16 protein-coding genes and 1 pseudogene are annotated in these 15,380 nt (G+C 39.7%); 12 read left to right on the top strand and 5 right to left on the bottom strand.

The genetic code is table 11. The annotated features are described in order from the left end of the window. Positions 1-14: 14 nt before the first annotated feature. The 7 genes from purB (at position 15) to NUV69_02465 (ending at position 7,773) form a co-directional block, all read left to right on the top strand. Positions 15-1,403, top strand: coding sequence for an adenylosuccinate lyase (gene purB, locus NUV69_02495; protein ID MCR4324530.1), 1,389 nt, complete (start codon positions 15-17; stop codon positions 1,401-1,403). Further along, the gene (locus NUV69_02490) at positions 1,364-2,512 is read left to right on the top strand and encodes a 5-(carboxyamino)imidazole ribonucleotide synthase (GenBank protein ID MCR4324529.1); all 1,149 of its coding nucleotides are present in this window, start codon (positions 1,364-1,366) and stop codon (positions 2,510-2,512) included. Before purB ends, NUV69_02490 begins: the two co-directional genes overlap by 40 nt. Next, positions 2,509-3,027: a 5-(carboxyamino)imidazole ribonucleotide mutase gene (gene purE / locus NUV69_02485; GenBank protein ID MCR4324528.1), complete on the top strand. Its 519-nt coding sequence runs from the start codon at positions 2,509-2,511 to the stop codon at positions 3,025-3,027. The genes NUV69_02490 and purE overlap by 4 nt, the downstream gene beginning before the upstream one ends. Next, on the top strand, positions 3,024-3,995 hold the full coding sequence (locus NUV69_02480; protein MCR4324527.1) for a phosphoribosylaminoimidazolesuccinocarboxamide synthase: 972 nt from the start codon (positions 3,024-3,026) through the stop codon (positions 3,993-3,995). The genes purE and NUV69_02480 overlap by 4 nt, the downstream gene beginning before the upstream one ends. A gap of 5 nt (positions 3,996-4,000) precedes the next feature. Then, positions 4,001-5,521: a glutamine-hydrolyzing GMP synthase gene (gene guaA / locus NUV69_02475; GenBank protein ID MCR4324526.1), complete on the top strand. Its 1,521-nt coding sequence runs from the start codon at positions 4,001-4,003 to the stop codon at positions 5,519-5,521. 496 nt (positions 5,522-6,017) lie between these two features. Further along, on the top strand, positions 6,018-6,575 hold the full coding sequence (locus NUV69_02470; GenBank protein ID MCR4324525.1) for a non-canonical purine NTP pyrophosphatase: 558 nt from the start codon (positions 6,018-6,020) through the stop codon (positions 6,573-6,575). Positions 6,576-6,615: 40 nt separating this feature from the next. Next, on the top strand, positions 6,616-7,773 hold the full coding sequence (locus NUV69_02465; protein ID MCR4324524.1) for a FapA family protein: 1,158 nt from the start codon (positions 6,616-6,618) through the stop codon (positions 7,771-7,773). On the opposite strand, the gene NUV69_02460 is transcribed toward NUV69_02465, so the two are convergent. Continuing rightward, positions 7,770-8,384, bottom strand: coding sequence for a GtrA family protein (locus tag NUV69_02460; GenBank protein ID MCR4324523.1), 615 nt, complete (start codon positions 8,382-8,384; stop codon positions 7,770-7,772). The genes NUV69_02465 and NUV69_02460 overlap by 4 nt on opposite strands. Before the next feature lie 61 nt (positions 8,385-8,445). Between NUV69_02460 and NUV69_02455 the strand changes: the two genes are divergently transcribed. Beyond that, positions 8,446-9,009, top strand: a complete 564-nt coding sequence (locus NUV69_02455) for a thermonuclease family protein (protein MCR4324522.1) — start codon at positions 8,446-8,448, stop codon at positions 9,007-9,009. Positions 9,010-9,016: 7 nt separating this feature from the next. Here NUV69_02455 and NUV69_02450 read toward each other — a convergent pair whose 3' ends face one another. Genes NUV69_02450 through NUV69_02440 form a run of 3 tightly spaced genes read right to left on the bottom strand, consistent with a single transcriptional unit; the run spans position 9,017 to position 12,593 of the window. After that, positions 9,017-9,652 (bottom strand): class I SAM-dependent methyltransferase, encoded by a 636-nt coding sequence (locus tag NUV69_02450; protein ID MCR4324521.1) that lies wholly within the window; start codon positions 9,650-9,652, stop codon positions 9,017-9,019. Next, positions 9,649-11,124, bottom strand: coding sequence for a glycosyltransferase family 39 protein (locus tag NUV69_02445; GenBank protein ID MCR4324520.1), 1,476 nt, complete (start codon positions 11,122-11,124; stop codon positions 9,649-9,651). The genes NUV69_02450 and NUV69_02445 overlap by 4 nt, the downstream gene beginning before the upstream one ends. A gap of 20 nt (positions 11,125-11,144) precedes the next feature. Further along, entirely contained in the window at positions 11,145-12,593 is a 1,449-nt protein-coding gene (locus NUV69_02440; GenBank protein MCR4324519.1) for a glycosyltransferase family 39 protein, read from the bottom strand. A gap of 119 nt (positions 12,594-12,712) precedes the next feature. Between NUV69_02440 and NUV69_02435 the strand changes: the two genes are divergently transcribed. The 4 genes and pseudogenes from NUV69_02435 (at position 12,713) to NUV69_02420 (ending at position 14,228) form a co-directional block, all read left to right on the top strand. Further along, complete coding sequence (locus NUV69_02435; GenBank protein MCR4324518.1) at positions 12,713-12,979, top strand: membrane lipoprotein lipid attachment site-containing protein; 267 nt, start codon at positions 12,713-12,715, stop codon at positions 12,977-12,979. After that, a pseudogene (locus tag NUV69_02430) lies at positions 12,976-13,155 on the top strand (YHYH domain-containing protein). The gene NUV69_02435 and the pseudogene NUV69_02430 overlap by 4 nt, the downstream one beginning before the upstream one ends. A gap of 353 nt (positions 13,156-13,508) precedes the next feature. Then, positions 13,509-13,691 carry a hypothetical protein gene (locus tag NUV69_02425; protein MCR4324517.1) on the top strand — a complete coding sequence of 61 codons (183 nt, stop codon included), beginning with the start codon at positions 13,509-13,511 and terminating at the stop codon, positions 13,689-13,691. 249 nt (positions 13,692-13,940) lie between these two features. Further along, positions 13,941-14,228, top strand: coding sequence for a hypothetical protein (locus NUV69_02420; GenBank protein MCR4324516.1), 288 nt, complete (start codon positions 13,941-13,943; stop codon positions 14,226-14,228). Here the strand turns inward: NUV69_02420 and NUV69_02415 are convergent, their stop codons facing one another. After that, complete coding sequence (locus NUV69_02415; protein ID MCR4324515.1) at positions 14,229-15,368, bottom strand: YibE/F family protein; 1,140 nt, start codon at positions 15,366-15,368, stop codon at positions 14,229-14,231. Between the last annotated feature and the right edge of the window lie 12 nt (positions 15,369-15,380).

Below are 15,380 nucleotides of genomic sequence, written 5' to 3'. Positions count from 1 at the left end.
ACGAGATCAAAAATATGACAGAAATTAATTTCAACACATATCAATCCGCATTTTCCTGGCGTTATGGCAGCGACCAAATGCGGCAACTTTTCTCCGAAATAAATAGAAGAAAAACGTGGCGCAAAGTATGGACGGCGATCGCCAGAGTTCAGCATAAAGCAGGTCTTCTTACAAAAGCAGAATTTTTGGATATAAGAGACAATTCACAAAAAATCGACATAGAAAAAGCTCACGAAATAGAAGCAGAAATTAAACATGATCTAATGGCCGAGCTTAAAACATTCGCGGCTCAATCAAAAATTGGTGGAGGTAAAATCCATCTTGGCGCCACATCGCAGGACATAGAAGACAACGCAGATGCAATTATTCTACTTTCTGCTTTGGAAATAATCGAAACAGAATTAAAACAAGCTCTTGCCGAATTTTCCAAAAAAATAAGCGAATATAAAGAGCTGGTATGTATGGCCTACACGCATCTGCAGCCAGCCGAGCCAACAACATTGGGTTACAGGTTCACACTTTATGCTCAGGACCTTTTAATCGACCTACAACTACTTAACTTTGTTAAAGAAAACGTTAAAGGCAAAGGAACAAAAGGAGCAGTTGGAACTTATGCGTCATATGTAGCATTACTTGGAAGTAAGGCAAAAAATTTCGAGGAAGATGTGATGTCAGAACTCGGAATTGAAGCGTTTGACGTCACCGGACAAGTATACCCGAGAAAATTGGATTTTCTAATTTTAAGCTTGCTGTCATCCATCGCGCAGAGCGCAAGCAAATTCGCTTTTGATTTAAGAATCATGCAATCCGCAGGATTTGGAGAGTGGATGGAACCATTCGGGAAGAAGCAGGTAGGGTCTTCCGCAATGCCATTTAAAAGAAACCCAATAACTGCAGAAAAAATTTGTTCACTCGCAAGATATGTTGCATCTCTTACGAAAGTCTCCTGGGACAATGCAGCAAATTCACTACTGGAGCGGACCCTTGACGATTCCGCATCCAGGAGAATAGTTCTACCTGACGCATTTCTCGCAACAAATGAAATTCTATTATCAACCAAATCAATTGTAAGCGGCCTGGTCATTAACCAAAAAAATATTGAAAAAAACTTGGAGAATTTCGGCCCCTTTGCCGCGATTGAGCTCATTTTACTAGAATCGACAAAAAGAGGCGCCGACAGACAAGAAATGCATGAAGTTTTACGCGAACACGCCCTTGTCGCTTATGAGTTCAATAACCGGCTTGGAACAAATCCCCTTTTTGAAAATTTAAAAAAAGACGAGAAGATTACAAAGTATTTAAATAGCAAAGATATAGATAAACTTTCTGATTATAAAACCCACATAGGACTTGCAAAAGAAAAATGCGAAATATTACTTCAAAAAATAAAAAAAGCAGCTTAGGGATAATCGGCGGAGGCCAACTGGGCAGAATGTTGGTCCAAGCCGCCCAAAATCTAAACATAAAAACTGTCGTTTTGGACCCCACCCCCCAAAGCCCTGCCGGGCAAATTGCAGATAAACAAGTTGTGGGTAATTACAAAGACCCAAAGATGATTAAAAAACTTGCAAGTCTCGTTGATTTTTTAACATACGAAATTGAGTCGGCGCATGCCCAATCTCTCGTGGAACTTAAAGGTGCCGGCAAATCAATTCACCCTTCACCCAAAACTCTTAAAATAATCCAAGATAAATATCTCCAAAAACAAATCTTAAAAAAGGCCAATGTACCCGTACCAGACTTTTTATCTGTCGAAACAATAGATGATATAAAACGCGCAGCGAAAAAGTTCGGCTTTCCTCTCGTTATAAAAGCGCGCCATCACGGATTTGACGGACGGGGCAACGCGAGGCTTGCCAAAGAGTCAGACATTAAAAAGGCTCTCTTAAAATTAGGTACTCGCGACCTTTATGTCGAAAAGCTAGTCCCTTTTAAAAGTGAACTTGCAATTCAAGTCGTCAAAAGCGGCAAAACAACCAAAATATATCCTCTTGTGGAAACAATTCAGAAAAACGACATCTGCCATATCGTAATTGCCCCCGCTCGCGTGACCGACACGGTCAAAAAACAGGCAAATATAATAACCGGAAAAGTGGCAAAAATGTTGAAGGGCAATGGAGTCTTCGCGATAGAGATGTTCCTGACAAAAAATAACAAAGTTCTTGTTAACGAAATTGCTCCCCGCGTTCACAACAGCGGCCACTACACCATAGAAGCAACTAACGCGTCACAGTTTGAACACCACGTAAGAGCTGTTTGTAAATTACCCTTAAAATCGATTAAAATGACAAGTCCCGCGGCCGTCATGGTCAACATCTTGGGCACAAGAAATTCTCCTGCTGTGCCCAAAGGTATCGAATCTGCTCAAAAACTGGAAAACGTATTTGTCCATATTTACGGCAAAGCCCAGACTAAAAAAGAACGCAAAATGGGGCATGTAACCGCGCTTGGAGAAAATGTAAAAGAGGCACTGGCAAAAGCACAAAAAGCAAGAAAACTAATTACAATATGAAAAAAGAAATAGCGATAATCATGGGCAGCGATTCGGATCTGGAAATAATGAAAGAGTCAGCTACTGTGCTCGATGATTTTGGCGTAGGCTATGAGCTGACCGTGGTTTCCGCACACAGAACCCCGGACAGAATGTACAAGTTCGCAAGAAGCGCAAAATCAAAGGGCATTAAAGTAATAATAGCCGGCGCGGGCGGCGCGGCCCACCTACCGGGAATGACAGCTTCCATTACTACTCTTCCAGTAATCGGCGTCCCTATCAAAACGAAAACAATGGATGGCATCGACTCTTTTTTATCAATAGCTCAAATGCCCCCAGGCATTCCTGTTGCAACAGTTGCCATCAATGGCTCGACAAATGCGGCCCTCCTTGCGATCGAAATTCTGGCAACAAACAATAAAAATTTAAGTAGTAAGCTAACTCGATACAAAGCCAAAATGAAAAAGACAGTAGGAGAGAAAGCTAAAAAGTTAGAAAACTCAGGATATAAAAAATATTTACAGCTAGCAAAATGACTTCAGATAGCATAATCAAAAATAACATAGGCCGCGAGGTAAGCACAGTAAAGGTACCTCAACTCGGCAAGAGAAACAGTGGTAAGGTCCGCGATTGGTACACCAGAAATGGCTTGCGAATCTTAATTGCAACCGACAGAATCTCCGCTTTCGACAGAGTTTTAGGGTTGGTGCCATTTAGAGGCGCAGTATTAAATAAGCTCTCGGAGTTTTGGTTCGAAGAAACGAGAGACATAATTCCAAACCACATGATCGGAGTGATCGATCCAAACGTCATGCTAGTTTCAGAAGCTCAAGCACTACCCATTGAAATTGTCGTGAGAGGATACATCACTGGGGTAACAGACACATCTCTTTGGAAGCAATACTCAGAAGGAAAAAGAATCATTTACGGAATTAAATTTCCTGACAAGCTTATTAAAAATCAAAAACTACCAAAACCCGTACTTACCCCGACGACCAGAGCAACAGGTAAAGGAGGCCACGATGAACCAATCACAAAACAAGAAATCTTCAAGCAAAAAATAATTTCTCCTGCAATTTGGAAACAAATCGAAAAAGTAGCCCTGAAATTATTTGAAAGGGGAACCAAAATTGCTGGTAATGCCGGATTTATCCTTGCGGATACAAAATACGAATTCGGTCTCGACAAAAGAGGAAAGTTAACACTAATAGACGAAATTCATACACCCGACAGCAGCAGATATTGGCGCAAAGAAACTTACAAAGAAAGGTTTAAAAAGGGACAAGAGGTTGAAAATTACGATAAAGAATTTATGCGAATTTGGTTTAGCCAGCAAGGATTTGTAGGACGCGGTAAAATCCCACAAATGCCCCCAGACCTCATTATAAAAATCGCAAAACGATATATAGAAGTTTACGAAAAGTTAACAGGCGAAAAATTAGAAATAGACACGACAGAAGATCCCCAGAAACGGATTGTTGATGCGCTCAGTAAGCTGATCTAAAGACTATGGTAATTGTTGTTAACTTTGGTGGGCAATTTGCCCACCTTATTGCAAGAAGAATAAGAGACCTAGATGTTAAAAGTGAACTCGTTTCACCGGAAATATCTCCTACCGAAATAAAAAAAATAAATCCCGAAGCAATTATACTTTCCGGTAGCCCTTACTCTTGTTACGAAAAAGGAGCGCCAAAAATCGATCCTAAAATTTACAAACTCAAGTTGCCGATTTTAGGTATATGTTATGGCCAGCAACTAATGGCATATCAACTGAGGGGTAAAGTAGTTCCGCACACCAAAAAACAATTTGGTAAGGTCGAGTTAAAAATTTCAAAATCTCCACTGTTTAAAAACCTAAAAAGCCCACAAACTGTTTGGTTCTCTCATGGAGACCAGGTGAGCAAACTGCCTCAAGGATTCACAGCAATAGGATCCACTCAAAGCGCCAAATTTGCTGCAATACAAAATCTCAAACATAATTTCTTTGGAATTCAATTCCACACAGAAGTTTCTCACACAACAAAAGGTAAGGAAATCCTAAGCAATTTTCTTTTTGGTGTTTCTGGTGCCAATCGTGATTGGACAATCAAAAAAGTAAAAGAACAAATCGTATCCGATCTCAAAAACCAAATCGGCGACGAAAAAGTTCTGATGGCAATCTCAGGTGGAGTAGACTCTCTTGTCGCGGCGATACTCATAAAAGAAGCAGTACCCAAAAATCTTCATATGGTTTTTATAAATACCGGCTTGCTCAGGAATTATGACGTTTCCGACCTTAAAAACGTTATTAAAACCGTAGGCTTTAAGAATTTCAAAATAACAGACGTAAGTAGCAGGTTCATCAAAGGGTTAAAAGGCGTAAGTGACCCAGAAGAAAAAAGGAAAGTTATCGCCAAGCTCTACTTTAAAATATTAGAAGAAGAAGCCAAGAAAATCGGCAATGTTAAGTTTTTAGGTCAGGGAACAATTTACCCTGACCGAATTGAATCTGCTCAGACATCTAAACACGCGGACAAAATCAAAAGCCATCACAACGTTACGCTGCCTTCAGGATTAAAGCTCACGCTCATCGAACCATTACGCGACCTCTATAAAGACGAAGTAAGAAAAATAGGCAATCTGCTTGGCATTAGCCGCGATTTTACAAACCGCCATCCATTTCCAGGACCAGGCCTCGCGATTAGAGTCCTAGGTGAGGTGACAGAAGAGAGACTTTCGATACTGCGAGAAGTCGATGAAATATTCATTTCAGAGCTTAAATTCCATGACATATATAATAAGGTAGGACAATCACTGGCAGCCCTTCTACCTGTCAAGTCTGTAGGCGTAATGGGTGATAGCCGCACTTATTCCTATATCGTATCCCTTAGATCTGTAGACACCACAGACTTTATGACCGCCGATTGGTCCAAAATTCCACATGAGGTTCTGGAAAAAATCTCCAGCCGAATCGTCAACGAAGTTCGAGGGGTCAATCGCGTTGTTTACGACATCACCCAAAAACCACCAGCAACAATAGAATACGAATGAGCTTGACAAGTAACCCATAGTAGCTATATAATCTGCGTTCAATTTCGAAGACGATGAAAGAGGAGCAACAATTTTAGATGGAATTGCCCTTTATATTTCCAACCCCGATATACTAAAAGAACATTATGTTGATCTACCTGGCACACAAGTTGAGTCTGGCGGCGCTCCGTTTCTGCGCTTGTGGTACGGTCGGCCGGGGTTGCCCTACTACTGGACTAGCGATGCCCATCCGAGGTTTGGTTCTGCTTCCTGCGGGAGATAAAATTGAGTTTTGGCTTTAGGTAATTTAGTTCCTTTTGGCTTCTTGAAAATTGGTCCCCGTTTTTGTAAACTTTCTTTGAAATTAGGTTAATGCATTCTAGGCTACCGTCCAGAGTCACCGAAATCCTTGATTTTCAAAATAATTGCCAGAGTCTAAGTGTTCAAGGACACTCAGAGCGTGCATTAGAAGAGCAAGACACTCCTTGTTTTGTGCTTGTGGAGGTGTTTCTAAATTATGAATCTCTCTGACTTGGTAGTTGTTACCAGCAATAGAAACAAAATTGCCGAAATAAACGCGATTTTGGGAACGAATCACAAAGTTTCAAAAATCAACATTCCCGAAATCCAGTCAATGAATATTGACAAGGTAATTACGGCAAAAGCGAAGTCCGCATTTGAAAAAATCCAAAAACCCGTACTTGTAGAAGATGTAAGCGTTGACATAAAAGAATTAAGAGGTCTTCCTGGACCTTTTATTAAATTTTTTCTTGAAACTTTAGGAACCGAAGGAGTTGCTAAACTCACAACCGGTAAAAAACCCGAAGCAACTGTGACAGCGGCTATCGCGATTTACGATGGCAAGAACCTCAAGATCTTCAAAAGCCAAGTGAGCGGTACGATCACCAAAAAAGACAGAGGCGTGGGAGGATTCGGTTTCGACAGGATATTTATCCCAAATGGTTACAAACAAACTTATTCCGAAATGCCGCAGGAATTGAAAAACAAAATTTCGCACCGCTCAAAGGCTTTGAAAAAAGTCGCAGCCTATCTAAATAATAGTGTTGACAAGTAAAAATCAAAGGACTATTCTGAACGAGAAAGAGACGACAAAGATGACAAGAAACAAAATAGCAGCCATATTTTTAACAGTAATCGCATTGTTTACGCTCGTTACTCCGGCTCTTGCCGCGCCAAACATGGTACATCAAGAAGTTGCGCTTTTACCTCAAGGAGAAACGATAGAAGGTGATTATTTTGCAACAGGAGAAAAAGTTACCATTGCAGGCACCGTTAATGGGGACGTATACGCCGCTGGTGGAAACGTTATCGTTGAAGGCACAGTAAACGGCGACCTTCTGGTTGCAGGAGGCTCCGTTAACATCATGGGTAATGTTAAAAATGACGTCCGAGCGGCTGGCGGGGAAGTAATAATTTCAGGTGACATTGGGGGAAACGTAACAACCACTGCAGGAGCAGTTAATTTTACCGATTCAGCAAACATCGGAGGTAGCGTGGTTAATGCTTCAGGAAGCTTTAGTCTTTTTGCCCCAGTTGGCAAAGGAATAACCTTAGCGTCTGGCGACGCAACAATCGGAAATACGGTTGGCAGCAACATTACTGCAGGCGTAGGACAGTTAACCTTAACATCAAAAGCTCAAGTTAAGGGCGATGTAAATTACTGGAGCGAAAAAGATGCGCAAATCCAACAAGGAGCACAAGTCACTGGCTCTACCGTTAAAAATGTACCTCAAAGGCAAAGTCAGCAAGATGCAGAAAAAGCTCTAGGCGCCGCCTTCTTGATCTTCAAAGCAATTAGCTTTTTGGCAGCTCTTATAATCGGCCTCCTGTTCATTAAATTCCTGCCGAACTTTACGGAAAGGACTGTGGACAGCGTAGTCGAAAGACCTCTGAAAAATCTTGGCGTTGGACTCTTGACGCTAGTCGTGACACCTTTAGCTGTGGTTGTTTTGACAATTACAATCGTAGGCATCCCAATTGCTCTAGCCTTACTTGTCGACTTTATATTTGTCCTCTACCTCGCAAAATTATTCGTCGCGATCGCGGTTGGGAGAATAATTCTTAGATTTGCACAAGGAAAAGAAAATAACTATTTAGCTCTTATTGCAGGTCTGTTAATTTACGGAATTCTTACAACGATACCTGTAATTGGCTGGCTTGTTACCCTATTTGTAGTTCTTATAGGATCTGGTGCTTTAGTTAGCGAGAAACTTAATTCCTACAAACTCTTGAGAAATAAAAAGGTAGTTTAAGAAGAAACTGCTGCCTGCTTTTTTGAAGACCCAAAAACGATTATACGGTACCCCATAAAATTCCATACAAGAGAAATAACTGTTGCAAAAACCTTAGCTAAATTCGCCCACAAAGTTTCATCTAGCCCAAACATAGGATCAGCAAACGTAGTCAAAGCAAAAACAATCCCCGTGTTGATACCCAGCCCGACTAAAGTTACGGCTACAAATGCGAGAAAGCTACCCTTACTAGCACTAAAAACCCACCTTTTGTTCCAAAAATAGCTGTTTAAAAGCGCAATCGAGTAAGAAGTTATATTAAGCGGAATGATTCTCACGCCGCTCGTAATATTAGTGACGAGTATAAGTAAATTAAGTATTCCGAAATCAATTGCTGTGTTGCAAACTCCAACCAATGCAAACTTTGAAAATTGCCACAGAATAGCGAGGCGTTTACCCAAAAAGTACGCAACAAAAGTCCCAAATGTTGCTAAAAGCGGATAAGCAGCGAGTATCAAAATCGGAGACAAGGGCAACTTGTCCAGAGAACCGGTATTAATCAGTGTTGGAAATAAGAATACAGTCGTGAGAATTGAAACAGAAGCAGCGTACAGCAGATCGCGTCTAGGCATAACTCTATCTTAAAACAAAAAACGAGGCATTACAAAGGAGAAGCATGATAAAATCACAAAAGTGTCCATTCGCAAAAAATCCTCACTCGCACTAGCAATCATCGCAGTTGCAATAATTACTCTAGCTGACGCATTCACAAAATCAGATTTAAACCTCAACTCTCAGAAACCCGAAGAAGTATTGAGCCAGTCAACGCAGGAATCTCCTTTGCCGCAAGTGCACGATGCAGCAACAGTTACTGTAACTAAAGTTATTGACGGCGATACAATTGAAATAGAAGGAGGACAAAAACTCCGTTATATCGGCATGGACACACCAGAAACTGTCCACCCAAAAAGAGGTATTGAATGTTATGGAAAAGAAGCGTCAAGCAAAAATAAAGAGCTCGTCGAAGGAAAAACTGTTAGGCTTGAAAAAGACGTATCCGAAACAGACAAATACGAACGACTTTTAAGGTATGTGTACGTTGACGATGTTTTCGTCAACGAATATATGGTCAGAGAAGGATTTGCCTACGCGTCTTCATATCCGCCCGACGTTAAATACCAGGAAAAATTAAGAGCTGCCCAAAAAGAAGCCCAAAATCTTAAAAAAGGGCTTTGGGGTTCATGTACAAGCGGCTAAGAAATCGTCATTTCTGCAGAACAAATACCACTTCCATTCCAAAATGAGTAAAAAACTTTTTGCGAACTTTCCACTTGGTGCGTTTTATTAGTGCCTCCAGTTCCTCATGATGAAACGGATGAAGATGAGCGTCTTGCCAAACTCTTCCTTTTGTATTTTCCCACACAAACCAAACTGCTCTAAAAAGTAAACTCCCAGAATCCATGGCCAAAATTAAAGCCCCATCCTTTTTAAGAACGCGCCTCATTTCAAGGAGTGCCACTTTGGGATGTGTCACGTGTTCCATCGTTTCGTAGCAAATTATCAAGTCAAAAGACTCATCTTTATAAGGAAGTTTTTCGGCAACACCAACTTTAAAGTTTATATGGCTATATTTTTTATTTGCAAACTCAATAGCTTTGTCATACGCGTCAATTCCAAAATACTTTGCATTAGGAAACTCACGAGCTATCTGGGAAAGCATAAAACCACTTGCGCAACCAACATCCAGAACCTTTTTAAATTTAAGGTCCCTAATTATACTTTTAGCCTTCCTAATCTTACGCTCGTGCCAAATTCTTTGATAAGGGTTCCTTCTAACACCTTTTTGGTAATAATCAACAGGAACCCTACTCCAAATTTCGTAAAGATCAGACTTAGTCATTTTTGGTGATACTTGTATAGATTTATCTTCCGGTGTGGCCCCTTATCTTGTGATAATATCAAAAAAACGGGCCAGTCTTCAGGCGCATCCGCCGTTTTGTTTAAGAGGATGAAATTAATATTGGTATTAGAATTATTTTCAAGAAAATTATTTAAGCTAGACGGAAAATGATTCGGTAAGGGGTAAACAATGACATTCTCTTCAAGATAAATATTAGGTAAAGCCCATGTTAAAAGAGTATCGTTTTCGACAAAAAGAGTAATTTTTTCCCTTCTCGAAACCGAGTTCAAAAAAGAACCAATCTCCGCAAGTCCTACACCGGAAGTCCAATCTTCGTAAAACTGCTGCTTATCCTCTAAAGCCAGCCCCGAATTTTTAGCATCCGACAAAATTAACAAGTCTTTTTGCAGAAGCGGGATCAACACAAAACCTAATGCTAAAAAACCCATCCATCTTCTCAGAGCCATTATTTCATACACTAGATAAGCAAGAAGAAAAGAAGCAGGGGCCGCTACTGGAAATAAGTGTCTTGGGAAAAATTTTGTCCCAACTAAAGAGTCTATAAGAATTACAGAAAGTGCCCATAACGAAAACCAAACCACCAAGACGTCTTTCTTAAAAAGACCCAAAATGGATGAAAAAAATATAGCAAAAAGAATTGGAATCGGAAAATACGCTTTAATCCACCAATAAGACCTCCATAAATTTTGTTTGAAATTAAAAACAACATCATTATTTCCTCCAATAGCATGATAATTCTCAAACCCAGGGAATATAACGATCGCAAATGGCAAAATTAAAAGCGTAAAAAAAAGAAAAACAAAAAAGGCTGGAATCATTTTTATCATAGCCATTAGGACGCTCACTTTTCTTTTGAGGATAAAAAACGGAGGTAAAAACAATAGAGAGCCGAAAGAAACCAGAGCAAGGGGTTTGGTTAGAAACGATAAGCTTAAAAATAGTGCGGAAGTAAGAATTAGTTTAATGCTGTATTTTTTATCATAAATTTTCTTGTAAATTTTAATTAAGAAATATAAACCAATTAAAAATAGCATTTCCATTAAAGGCTCAAGCATAATTAATCTCCCATGGAAAAAATTCAGAGGTATCAGCATGTAGAGTATTAAAGATAAAAATCCGAATCTTTTGTCTACCAACTCCCTTCCTATAAGAAAAACAAAAAATGCGGAAATAATATCAGTGGTGGTTAAGAGAATGCGCGCAACATTAAAAATGTTGAAGGCATTTCCGAAAATAAAATAAGATAATGCCAGAAACCAAGGTAAAACTGGGAGAACAGCGGCAGGAAAAGATACAAACAAATTGTGGGGATTATTTCTTATCGAATCTGCAAAACTTAAATAAGTTGCTTCATCCAGGAATATTGGGACATCCAAAACTCTACAAAATCTTAAAAAGCTCAAGAGAACAAGTACCATAAGCACTGGGGTGTAAGTTTTTAGAAATTCCATAACAATCTAATTTTAAACAACTACAGTGTAAGCCCCCATAAAGAATCTAGATTATTTATGGGATCAGTACAAACAGATGTGTTATTAAAAGTTACACTTTCCGGTCTTATTACTCCTAATTTACCAAATTGGGGGGTCACGTCATCTGGCAATTCATCTCTGGGAATAAATATTTTGTATACAGGCGCACCGCTATCCGGCTTAATGGCAACAAGGCCCTTTTGCCAAAAAATGTAACGAAATCCAACAGCTCTCCCAAAATCCGCGATGTAATCTATGCCAATACACGGGTAACCACGAGCCATCGAATCCGATTTAATAAACTCCACAACCTGCTTTTTATAGAGGTAATTAAATTTATTCTCTTCGCGAGAAAAAAGTGAATAAACGTTAAAAACTAAAACCAAGGAAAGTAGTATTGGGACCAATAGATTATTTGATTTTTTATGTAAATAAGAAAGAGTCAGGCTAAAAAGAAGAAGAGAAAGAATAATTAAATTATTAAAGTAATATTCGCTGATTGCACGCTTAGAAAAAAGCTGAGCAGCAACAGTTAATAAAAACCAACCTACTATAATCGAAAATTGATTTTTGGCCATTAATTTTCTGGCGTATACAAACCAGACAACCAAGACCAGAGAAGCAAAATTTACCAAAGTCGGGAAATGGGCTTCGAAAAAGATTCTGCTTGCAACGGAAGAAAAACCCGAAACGACTAAGTTTAACTTCAGTGCCAAAGGAAGCCCTGGATCAGAAGAAGTAAAAAGTTTCCCCAATGCTTTTAACATAGTAAAACCATGTCGTGCTTCGAATGCCAAGAGTGGTAGTGAAGAAATTAAAAATATGGCAGTCGAAATTATTACTTCTCGAAGATGTGGCTTTTTCCTAGAAAGGAAAACAGCAACAGGAACTAGAAGCAATGATGGCACAAGTGTGGGGTGAATATTCCAGGCAACTCCAGCTAAAAGCCCAATCAAAATTAATGCTTTAAAATTGCCTCGAAGAATTGAAAGTAAAGCAAAAATAAACCAAATAGACCAAAGAAAAACTCCTTGAGATGGGACAACCCATCTGTCTATAAACACAATTGGAAGAGAAACAGAATACAGAAAAGTAGCGACCCTCGCAGTTACGGTGTCAAAAAATTCAGAAAACACAAAATATATGCTTGCAATTGTTGCAAGGGAAATTAGAGTAACAGCAACCACTCCTCCAATTGGGTCCATACCAAAAATTGCATAGAAAGGAGAAAGAAAATAATTAAGTAGTGGACCAAGAAATATCCCTTCGATGCTGCTCATTTGCCCAATGAGCCTTATATGGTGATCAATAAAAATATCCTTGACGATGAAAGAATTTATTTCCTGGTCGGCTTCGAAAATATAAAAATCTCGAATCCGGGAAAGGCGCATAAAAAGCCCTAGCGTTAAAACCACACACAGAAAAACAAAATTCTTTTTGAGTTTCACAGCTACTTCAGTTTAACTAATCCGTTTAAAAATGACATTATTTTGTGACTGCCATTACCAATTACAGTTAAATTTTGACTTTTTCCCTAAAAAGTCTATACTAACGCCGCTGCCAACTATTGAAACAAATAATTGTAGCTTTTACTATTGCATTAATCCTTTCCGCTTGCAGTAACCCCCAAAATTTGAATGGCGCAGATTCTTTTGACAGAGACGACGATCCGACGACGGAAAGGTCATTTGAAGAGACTGGTGATTATGATTGTTCCGACTTCACCTATCAGAGTGAGGCACAAGATTTCTTTGAAAACGAAGGAGGATCGAGTGGAGACTATCACAATTTAGATAGAGATAGTGACGGTGCTGCTTGTGAAACATTGCCATGACAAAGCAGATAGCAACAAATTCGAAACGAGTCGTTCTTGCCCTACTACTTTTGTTAATAAGCAGTTCACCTGTCTATGCCCACCCTGGCCGCACCGATTCTTCGGGAGGGCACACCTGCAGAACAAATTGTGAAGACTGGGGATTGGATTACGGAGAATACCACAGTCATGGAGGCAGTCTACCGCCACCACCTTCAAACTATACTATTACACCCAACACGACTCCTGTTGTTGCTCCACCTAAAGCCACGCCTAGTCCAAGTGTAACTCAAGTTCCAACGCCAACCCCGACTCCTACACCAAGCCCGTCTCCCGAAGTGAAAGGCGAATCTTCAGTAATAACACCAAGTCCATCTCCTTCCAGTCCGAAGACAGAAGTAACTGCGGGGGATTTTGTTGTTGGCCTAAGTATACTCGCTGCTATGTTAGGAGGAGCATATTGGGGGGCTAAAAAAGTATCCAGAAAATTCCGCCGAAGTGAATAAAATCGGCCTGAAAGCCTAATTGAAAAATCTGTTAAAATATACTCATGACAAATTTTCCTAAAAATCCTAAACCCCATATCGAAAATAATTATCCTACAACATCTACAAAAGAGGTTTACGACGAACAAAGTGTTCTCGAAGAACCCCTAGATCTTATAAGAAAGAATAGAAAAATCGTTAAAGAGAATGAACCAACCCCAGAACCTCGAAAGCAAGATCTTCTTTAGCGAAGGTTTACAAGACTTATTAAGCAGCCAATATATTTTCTTGACTGTGACTTTCTGGGTAAGCTTTTTAACGACGAAGAAGTTTTCCTGCAACTATATGACGTACTGAAACAATCTTGGTTGTTAATAGACGCAACCACAGAATTTGAGTTTTTAAGAAGCGTTTTTCTTCCTGAGCAAATGAGATTAAAGCAAGATTTTTTGTCGAAACCTTACTTTTTGCCAGCCATTAATCATCAATCAATCTTCATGAAAATTCAAGAGAACGCCCCTTTAATTTCCAAAATATATGCTCAAAATAACGTTGCCTTAAACGCGAGCTTTGTTGATCTTCATTTAACTGGCCGCTTAATGTTTTCTGGCGGGAAATCAATTTTGATTACTGGTAATAAAAAAGACTTTCCAGATTGTCTCTTCAGCATAGAGGGAGTGATCAATGCAAAAACAGCCGAAGGCACAGTCCACAACTTCTATGCGTTGAAGTTTGATGAAGCCAAGTTTAAAAAGGCTTACGAAAATTTAGACAAATTAAAGTAATTATTTTTTTCTTGAAAAATACCAAGCGGCAGAAATTGTTGTAATTGGCACCGCCAAAAGTAACCCAAAGCTTCCTGCCATAGTTCTTATTACTTCTTCTGCCAAAAATTCGCTATTTAATATAAACCACAGTGGTTGCTTCGTAGGGTTCAAAACAATGAATAGAAAAATTGGAAGAGCAACTCCTGCATATGCGAGAACCAAAGTATTTACGAGGGATGTTATATGCTCAACACCCACCCTGTAACCGCTTTTTGCCAGCTGGGCGAATTTTAATTTCGGATTACTTTTTGCAATTTCCGAAATCGTTGCAACCAGGCTCGTCGTAATATCGTCAAGAACACCCAACGACCCGATGATCATTCCGCCTAACAGCAAACCCTTTAAATTAATGTTGCTCGTTTGCCCAAACCGAAGAGAATAAGCGTCTTCACTTCCTCCCCCAGTAAGCTGTGAAAGATTAACGAATATCAGCGAAAGAATGCCCGAAAATATAAGCGTCACAAGTGTTGAGGAAACCGCGATGGTAGTCCTTTTGGAAAATCCGTGTGCAAGATAGATAGTACTGATCATAATAACGAATGAACCCGCGATGCTGACAACAAGCGGGTCACGCCCAGCTAAAATTTGAGGAACGATTAATTTAACAATTACAGCGAGGCTAATCACGAGCCCAACAATAGAACCCAACCCTTTAAGCCTTGCGAGTCCAACGACTAGAACAAAAAAAGCCAAAACAATCGCAATTACCTTATCTAGTCGGTACTTGTCTATAATGTGGTATTCCGTCCCAATGCCTTCGATACTACTTTTAATAACGACAACCTTTTGTCCTTCTTCTACCGTCTGATTCCGACTTATCGAAAACTTTTTACCATGGTCAAGTGTCGTCTCGCGATCCTTTTCCGACCCATCCAAAAATTTAACTTTCACTATTTGGTACGGATATTTATTGCCGACAATTTCCTTTTCACCCTCCTCTAAAACCTCGACAATTTTTGCCGTCGAGATTTCCTCTTGCGAAGGAGGAACAAGCGGTTGCTGGTTTTGGTCCTGCGCATAAACACTATTTGTAGTCGAGAAAACCAGAAGTAATAAAGCAAAGAAGGAGACGAAAAGTTTAAAAATTAACCTTGGCATCCGTCAATAATT

The sequence above is a fragment of the Candidatus Curtissbacteria bacterium genome, from assembly GCA_024654445.1.
Taxonomy (GTDB): domain Bacteria; phylum Patescibacteriota; class Microgenomatia; order Curtissbacterales; family GWA2-41-24; genus JANLHP01.
The sequence above is the reverse complement of the archived record's forward strand: the minus strand, read 5'-3'. Positions and strand labels throughout refer to the sequence as shown.

What these genes read in the sequence shown, in the direction of transcription:
- purB (MCR4324530.1), top strand. Translation starts at nt 15, where the DNA reads ATGACAGAAATTAATTTCAACACATATCAATCCGCATTTTCCTGGCGT.
- NUV69_02490 (MCR4324529.1), top strand. Translation starts at nt 1,364, where the DNA reads ATGCGAAATATTACTTCAAAAAATAAAAAAAGCAGCTTAGGGATAATC.
- purE (MCR4324528.1), top strand. Translation starts at nt 2,509, where the DNA reads ATGAAAAAAGAAATAGCGATAATCATGGGCAGCGATTCGGATCTGGAA.
- NUV69_02480 (MCR4324527.1), top strand. Translation starts at nt 3,024, where the DNA reads ATGACTTCAGATAGCATAATCAAAAATAACATAGGCCGCGAGGTAAGC.
- guaA (MCR4324526.1), top strand. Translation starts at nt 4,001, where the DNA reads ATGGTAATTGTTGTTAACTTTGGTGGGCAATTTGCCCACCTTATTGCA.
- NUV69_02470 (MCR4324525.1), top strand. Translation starts at nt 6,018, where the DNA reads ATGAATCTCTCTGACTTGGTAGTTGTTACCAGCAATAGAAACAAAATT.
- NUV69_02465 (MCR4324524.1), top strand. Translation starts at nt 6,616, where the DNA reads ATGACAAGAAACAAAATAGCAGCCATATTTTTAACAGTAATCGCATTG.
- NUV69_02460 (MCR4324523.1), bottom strand. Translation starts at nt 8,384, where the DNA reads ATGCCTAGACGCGATCTGCTGTACGCTGCTTCTGTTTCAATTCTCACG.
- NUV69_02450 (MCR4324521.1), bottom strand. Translation starts at nt 9,652, where the DNA reads ATGACTAAGTCTGATCTTTACGAAATTTGGAGTAGGGTTCCTGTTGAT.
- NUV69_02445 (MCR4324520.1), bottom strand. Translation starts at nt 11,124, where the DNA reads ATGGAATTTCTAAAAACTTACACCCCAGTGCTTATGGTACTTGTTCTC.
- NUV69_02425 (MCR4324517.1), top strand. Translation starts at nt 13,509, where the DNA reads ATGACAAATTTTCCTAAAAATCCTAAACCCCATATCGAAAATAATTAT.
- NUV69_02420 (MCR4324516.1), top strand. Translation starts at nt 13,941, where the DNA reads ATGAAAATTCAAGAGAACGCCCCTTTAATTTCCAAAATATATGCTCAA.
- NUV69_02415 (MCR4324515.1), bottom strand. Translation starts at nt 15,368, where the DNA reads ATGCCAAGGTTAATTTTTAAACTTTTCGTCTCCTTCTTTGCTTTATTA.